Source organism: Frigoribacterium sp. RIT-PI-h (genome assembly GCF_001297205.1).
In the GTDB taxonomy this organism is placed as follows: Bacteria; Actinomycetota; Actinomycetes; order Actinomycetales; family Microbacteriaceae; genus Frigoribacterium.
In genome coordinates this window covers 97559-103639 of the sequence record NZ_LHOZ01000080.1, presented here as the reverse complement: position 1 = coordinate 103639, position 6081 = coordinate 97559, and the positions used below count along the sequence as shown (strand labels likewise).

The window sequence follows — 6081 nt, the reverse complement described above, 5'->3', positions numbered from 1 at the left end:
ACGTGGTGCGGCCCCCTCCCCGTGGTGCTGGGTCGGGGAAGTGCCCTCATCCCGCCACGAACCAAACATGCCGCCATGCAATCGTGTGGCGGGGGGTTTCCCTCGTGGGGGGGACCGCCGCCGCCGGCCCCCCACGCCAGTAGATGGGCACAGCGCCAGGTTTTCCCCTGGTGCTGTGCCCATCCCGTGGTGCGGTGCCCGTCTCGTGGTGCTGGGTCGGGGAAGTGCCCTCATCCCGCCACGAACCAAACATGCCGCCATGCAATCGTGTGGCGGGGTGTTTACCTCGTGGCGGGGAACGCCGCCGCTGGCCCACCACGCCAGAAGATGGGCACAGCGCCAGGTTTTCCCCTGGTGCTGTGCCCATCCCGTGGTGCGGTGCCCGTCTCGTGGTGCCGTGCCCGTCTCGCGCGAAGCGCGGCGTCAGGCGTCGCGGCGGGCGCCCTCGGCGGCGTGCACCGTGAACACGGTCGGAGCCGTGTAGCCGGCCTCGGCGAAGGCGGCGACGATCGCGGACTGGACATCGGCGCGAGCCTCGGAGGGGACGAGCGCGATGGCCGACCCGCCGAAGCCGCCACCCGTCATGCGGGCCCCGACGGCCCCGGTGGCCTGGGCGGTAGCGACGGCGAGGTCGAGCTCGGGCACCGAGATCTCGAAGTCGTCGCGCATCGACACGTGCGAGGTGTCGAGCAGGTGGCCGATCGCGCGCGGGCCGTCGGTGCGCAGCGTGCGGACGGTGTCGAGCACGCGCTGGTTCTCGGTGACGACGTGGCGGACACGACGGAAGGTCTCGTCGTCGAGCAGTTCTTCGGCCCGACCGAGGTCGTCGGCGTCGAGGTCGCGCAGGGAGTCGACGCCGAGGGCGGCGGCGCCCTTCTCGCACGACGCGCGGCGCTCGACGTAACCGCCGGTGGCGTGGGCGTGCTCGACGTGGGTGTCGACGACGAGCACCTCGAGGCCGGCGGCGGCGAAGCCGAGGTCGACGACGTCGGCGTCGAGACTGCGGCAGTCGAGGAACACTCCCGAGTCGGCCTTGCCGAGCAAGGAGGCGGACTGGTCCATGATGCCCGTCGGTGCGCCGACGGCCTCGTTCTCGGCGAGTTGCCCGACCGCGGCCAGGGCCGAGCGGTTGACGTCGAGCGACCAGAGGTCGGCGAAGGCCACCGCCACCGAGCACTCGAGTGCGGCGGACGACGAGAGCCCGGCGCCGACCGGCACCTCGGACTCGACGAAGAGGTCGAAACCGGAGACGCCCGACAGGTCGATGGTCGAGAGGTCGCTGCCCGCGGCGCTGAACGCGGGCGAGTCGGCCCGGTCGGGCGCGACGGACAGAGCCCAGGCGACGCCGAAGGCGTACGCAGACCAACCCGACATCGAACTCGGGTCGAGGTCGTCGAGCGACACCTCGTGGACGCCCCCTTCGAACGACGAGGCCACGCGCAGCAGGCGGTCGTCGCGGCGACCGACCGTGACGGTGGTGCGACGGTCGATGGCGAAGGGCAGCACGAAGCCGTCGTTGTAGTCGGTGTGCTCGCCGATGAGGTTCACGCGGCCCGGGGCGGACCAGCGGCCGGCGACCTCGGTGTCGAAGACCTCGCGGAAGCCCTGGGGAGTGGTGGTGTCGGTCATGATCGCTCGATCGCCTCTCGGATTCGGTCGGCCTGCACCTCGGGAACGAGGTCGCCCACCCAGGCTCCCATCGCCGCCTCGGAGCCTGCCAGGAACTTCAACTTGCTCTCGGCCCGACGAGGCGAGGTGATCTGCAGCATCAGGCGGACGGTGTCGCGGCCGACGCCGACGGGGGCCTGGTGCCAGGCGGCGATGTAGGGCGTCGGGTCGTCGTACAGGCCGTCGACACCGCGCAGGAGGCGCCGGTACATGACCGCGAGCTCGTCGCGTTCGTCGTCGGTCAGGGCCGCGAAGTCGGGGGCGTGGCGGTGCGGCAGCAGGTGGATCTCGATCGGCCAGCGCGCGGCGAACGGCACGAAGGCCGTGAAGTGCTCGCCCGCGAGGACGACGCGCGGGCCGGAGCGTTCGCGGTCGAGCAGGTCGGCGAACAGGGTCGGGCCGTAGGTCTCGATGCTGTCGAGCAGTCGCGTGGTGCGGGGCGTGACGTAGGGGTAGGCGTAGATCTGGCCGTGCGGGTGGTGCAGGGTGACGCCGATGGCCTGGCCGCGGTTCTCGAACGGGAACACCTGCTGGATGCCGGGCAGGGCCGACAGGGCGGCCGTGCGGTCGGCCCAGGCCTCGACCACCGTGCGGGCGCGGGACTCGCTCAGGTCGGCGAACGACCCGTGGGTCTCGGGGCTGAAGCAGACGACCTCGCACCGGCCGACGCTGCGCAGGGTGCGTTCGAGGCCGATCCGGGTCAGGTCGTCGAGGCCCTCGGGAGCGTCGTCGCTCTCGAGCAGCGGCCCGAACGACGGCGAGCGGTTCTCGAAGACGGCGACGTCGTAGACGTCGGGGATCTCGGACGGGTTCGTCTCGCTGGCCGGCGCCAGCGGGTCGAGCTCGGCCGGGGGCAGGAACACGCGGTTCTGCCGTGAGGCGGCGATCGACACCCACTCGCCGGTGAGGACGTCCTGTCGCATGGTCGCCGTGTCGGGACGGGGGTCGAGCGTTCGGGCGTCGACGCGTCGCTCGGCCGTGAGCGTGGTGTCGGCGTCGTCGAAGTAGATGAGTTCGCGACCGTCGGACAGGACCGTCGCGCGTTTCGTGATGGACGACATCGCGCCTCCTTCTGCTCGGGGCACTCGCGACCACGACTTGCAGTTGCGAAAGTACGTGAAAGCATACGAAACTAGCCGGGTGAACGGCAACTCGACCCCGCCCCCGGTGCCGCAGTCCGCGCCGCTGCCGGGCGAGCGGCGTCGCGACCGCATCGCCGACCTCGTCGGGCGTCGCGGGTTCGTCCGCACGGCCGAGCTGGCGCGAGAGTTCCGGCTGTCCGAGGTGACGATCCGCACCGATCTCGAGAGCCTGGCGGCCGACGGCCTGTTGTCGCGCGTCCACGGCGGGGCGCTGTCGGTCGACCGGCCGGCCGAGCGACCGTTCGAAGAAGAGAGCTCGGTCTCGACCGAGGCCAAACGGGCCATCGGGGTCGAGGCCGCGTCGCTCGTGCGCTCGGGCGACTGCGTCGTGCTCGACGTCGGCACGACGACCACGCAGATCGCGCTGGCCCTGCTCGAACGGCACGACCTCGAGGGGGTCGTCGTCGTGACGAACGGCCTCACCATCGCGTTGGCGCTCGAGCAGGCGGTGCCGCGGTTCACCGTGATCGTGTCGGGCGGCACGTTGCGACCGCTGCAGCACTCGCTGGTCAACCCGCTGGCGACCAGCGTGTTCGCCAGCGTCACGGCCGACCTGGCGTTCATCGGCTGCACCGGCGTCCACGCGACCCACGGCGTCACGAACGTCAACCTGCCCGAGACCGACCTCAAGCGCCTCATGACCCAGACGGCCCGCCGGTCGTACATCGTGGCCGACGGCAGCAAGCTCGGCGAGGCCCACCTGGGCGTCATCGGTCCGCTCGACACCTTCGAGGGGCTCGTCACGGCGGGTGCCGACGACGACGCCGTCGCCGAGCTGCGCCGAGCCGGCCTCGCCGTCGTGACCGCAGGAGGCGCGGGCGAGGTCGACGCGCCTCCTCGCGACCCGGCCCCCTCGCGTCCCTGAGCCCGTGGTCCCTCGTCACCGAGGGGAGCACGAGATCCCGGACGCCACCGACACCCGAGAGCGAGACTGGAGCGATGACGACGAGCAACCCGACCGGAGAGCAGTACGACCTCACCCTCGAGCACGACGGGCACCACGTCACGGGTGTCGTCACGCAGGTGGCGGCGGGCATCCGCGCGTTGGCCGTCGACGGCGTCGCCCTGACCGAGACGTTCGGCGCCGACGAGGCCCCGCCCTCGGCCTGCGGCATCACGCTCGTGCCCTGGCCGAACCGCGTCGCCGGCGGCCGGTGGTCGCTCGACGGGCGCGAGCAGCAGCTCGACCTCACCGAGCCGGCCAAGGGCAACGCCAGCCACGGGCTGCTTCGCTACACGGCCTACCGGGTGGTCGAGCGCGAGTCCCATGCCGTGACGCTCGGGGCGACGGTGTTCCCGCAGCACGGGTACCCGTTCCAGCTCGACACGACCGTGCGGCACGAACTCGTCGTGGACGGCATGGTGGTCACGCACACGATCACGAACGTCGGCCCCGATCGCGCGCCGTTCGCCGTGGGGTCGCACCCGTTCTTCCGGGTGGGTGACCACGACCCGGCGACGCTGACCGTCACGCTCGCGGCGGCGACCCGGTACGAGACGGACGAGGCCAGCATCCCGGTCGGCACGTCACCCGTGGCCGGCACCGAGTTCGACCTGTCGCAGGGCCCACGCCTGGGCGACCTCGACCTCGACACGGGTTACCGCGATGTCGAGCCCGACGCCGACGGCATCCGCCCGACGCCCTTCACGGCGCCCGACGGTTCGGCGACCGAACTCTGGCAGGACCCGTCGTTCGAGTACGTGCAGGTGTTCACGCCCCGCAACTTCCCTCGTGGCGGGGTGAAGGGGCTGGCCGTCGCCGCCGAGCCGATGACGGCACCGGCCAACGCGCTGGCCTCGGGTGAGGGTCTGCGCTGGCTCGACCCGGGCGAGACCTGGACGGGCAGCTGGGGTGTGCGGTACCGGGCGGCCGGCGTCTAGCGGCCTTCGTCGAGGAGGGCAGACGAGCGCGATGTCCGGATTGCGCGAACCTGGGACCGGTCTGTTCTGGTGAGCGTAACGTCCACTGCTGTCTCCCCAGGGTCCCGTAACCCTGGCGTACCCCGTAGCGATGCCGTCGGCTTGTCCGACATCCGTCGCGAGGAGGCCGAGCGCCCCTCCCGGCCCGAACCGGAGGGGCGCTTTCTCTCGTCCTCGACAGAAAAGCCGACACGTGACGCCTTGATGGCGTAGGTTCTGCGCGTACCAGGTGGGTGGGACCCCCCTGAAATCGGGGGACAGGATTCGGGTTCAGTCTCTCGTGGCGGGGCCGCCGCATTCGGGGGCGGTGTCGGCCCCGCCCTCCCGGGGGGCGGGAAGCGGCTCTGGTGGCGCGGGGACGCGGGCTCGGGGGCCGGACGATGTCGAACATCGCAGGGACTGCGACGGATACAGGTGGGCCCCGTGGGGCTCGAACCCACGACCCGCGGATTAAAAGTCCGATGCTCTACCAACTGAGCTAGAGGCCCGTGCGTATCCAGTTTACGGGATGCCGCGGCTCTCGGTCGCCAGGCCGACTCGCGCCTCCTCGGTGGAGCCGGAGCCGGAACCGGCGTCGCGGGGTGCCGGCGGTGGTGCCGTGGGCGAACGTCCGGCCCGGTGTCGGGGGTCGCGCCTTTCGTGGGGCCGGTGCCGAGACCATTCCCCCGCCCGACCCCGTTCTCGGGGTCCGCGGTCGAAGCCTTCCAGGGCGGAGACGGCCCCGCGACGATGAACCGCGCCGCCCACGAGTCGGCCTCGGCCCTCGTCGCCCGCGTCAAGCACGACCCGAGCCCCGAGATCCTCGACCGGCTCGTCACCTTCACCGACCAGCACGGCATCGACGCGGTCGCCGAGCTGTGGGCGCGGGCCAGCCCGCACAGCCTGCCCGGTGCCCTCTGGCGCATCTACCTCGTACGGGCCGTCATCCGCCAGAATCCGGTCGAGGTCACCCAGCTCTTCGAGCGCGGGGTCCAGGTCGCCACGACGATCGACCCGGTCGTCGCCGGAGCCCCGGCGCCGGCCAGCCCGGAAGAGATCCTCGAACTCGCCGACTTGATCCTCCGTGGCGTCTTCGTCGGGGACTTCGCCATCGCGCTCGAGCGGGGTGCCGCGTTCTGCCGCCTCGCCGCTGCCGGCGCCACCTCGGTCGCCGACGACCAGGACGCCGTCGGCTCCGACCGCGCCGGTGAGCTCACCCGCCGCGCCCTGCGCTTCAGTGAGCTCGGCGTCGACCTCGTCGCCTGCGCCCACCTGTGGCGCGACGACAGCCTCGACTGACCGGCGGCTTCGTGCGGTCGAGGCCCGCGCCGGGTCGCATGCGATCGGGCGGGCTCGACACGCGCGGACCCGT

At 72.0% G+C, this 6081-nt stretch carries 5 protein-coding genes and 1 tRNA gene; 3 read left to right on the top strand and 3 right to left on the bottom strand.

Annotation, left to right across the window (positions count from 1 at the left end; all coding sequences use genetic code 11):
* Positions 1-423 precede the first annotated feature (423 nt).
* Complete coding sequence (galK, locus tag AEQ27_RS12105; RefSeq protein WP_054146885.1) at positions 424-1629, bottom strand: galactokinase; 1206 nt, start codon at positions 1627-1629, stop codon at positions 424-426.
* Positions 1626-2729 carry a galactose-1-phosphate uridylyltransferase gene (galT, locus tag AEQ27_RS12100; protein WP_054146884.1) on the bottom strand — a complete coding sequence of 368 codons (1104 nt, stop codon included), beginning with the start codon at positions 2727-2729 and terminating at the stop codon, positions 1626-1628. Before galT ends, galK begins: the two co-directional genes overlap by 4 nt.
* A 79-nt stretch (positions 2730-2808) precedes the next feature.
* On the opposite strand from galT, the gene AEQ27_RS12095 reads away from it, so the two are divergent.
* On the top strand, positions 2809-3675 hold the full coding sequence (locus AEQ27_RS12095) for a DeoR/GlpR family DNA-binding transcription regulator (protein WP_235451074.1): 867 nt from the start codon (positions 2809-2811) through the stop codon (positions 3673-3675).
* A 74-nt stretch (positions 3676-3749) separates the two neighbouring features.
* On the top strand, positions 3750-4691 hold the full coding sequence (locus AEQ27_RS12090) for an aldose 1-epimerase family protein (RefSeq protein WP_054146883.1): 942 nt from the start codon (positions 3750-3752) through the stop codon (positions 4689-4691).
* A 454-nt stretch (positions 4692-5145) separates the two neighbouring features.
* On the opposite strand, the gene AEQ27_RS12085 is transcribed toward AEQ27_RS12090, so the two are convergent.
* Positions 5146-5218: transfer RNA gene (locus AEQ27_RS12085), tRNA-Lys, on the bottom strand.
* Positions 5219-5378: 160 nt separating this feature from the next.
* On the opposite strand from AEQ27_RS12085, the gene AEQ27_RS12080 reads away from it, so the two are divergent.
* Positions 5379-6008 carry a hypothetical protein gene (locus AEQ27_RS12080; protein ID WP_054146882.1) on the top strand — a complete coding sequence of 210 codons (630 nt, stop codon included), beginning with the start codon at positions 5379-5381 and terminating at the stop codon, positions 6006-6008.
* Positions 6009-6081: the final 73 nt, after the last annotated feature.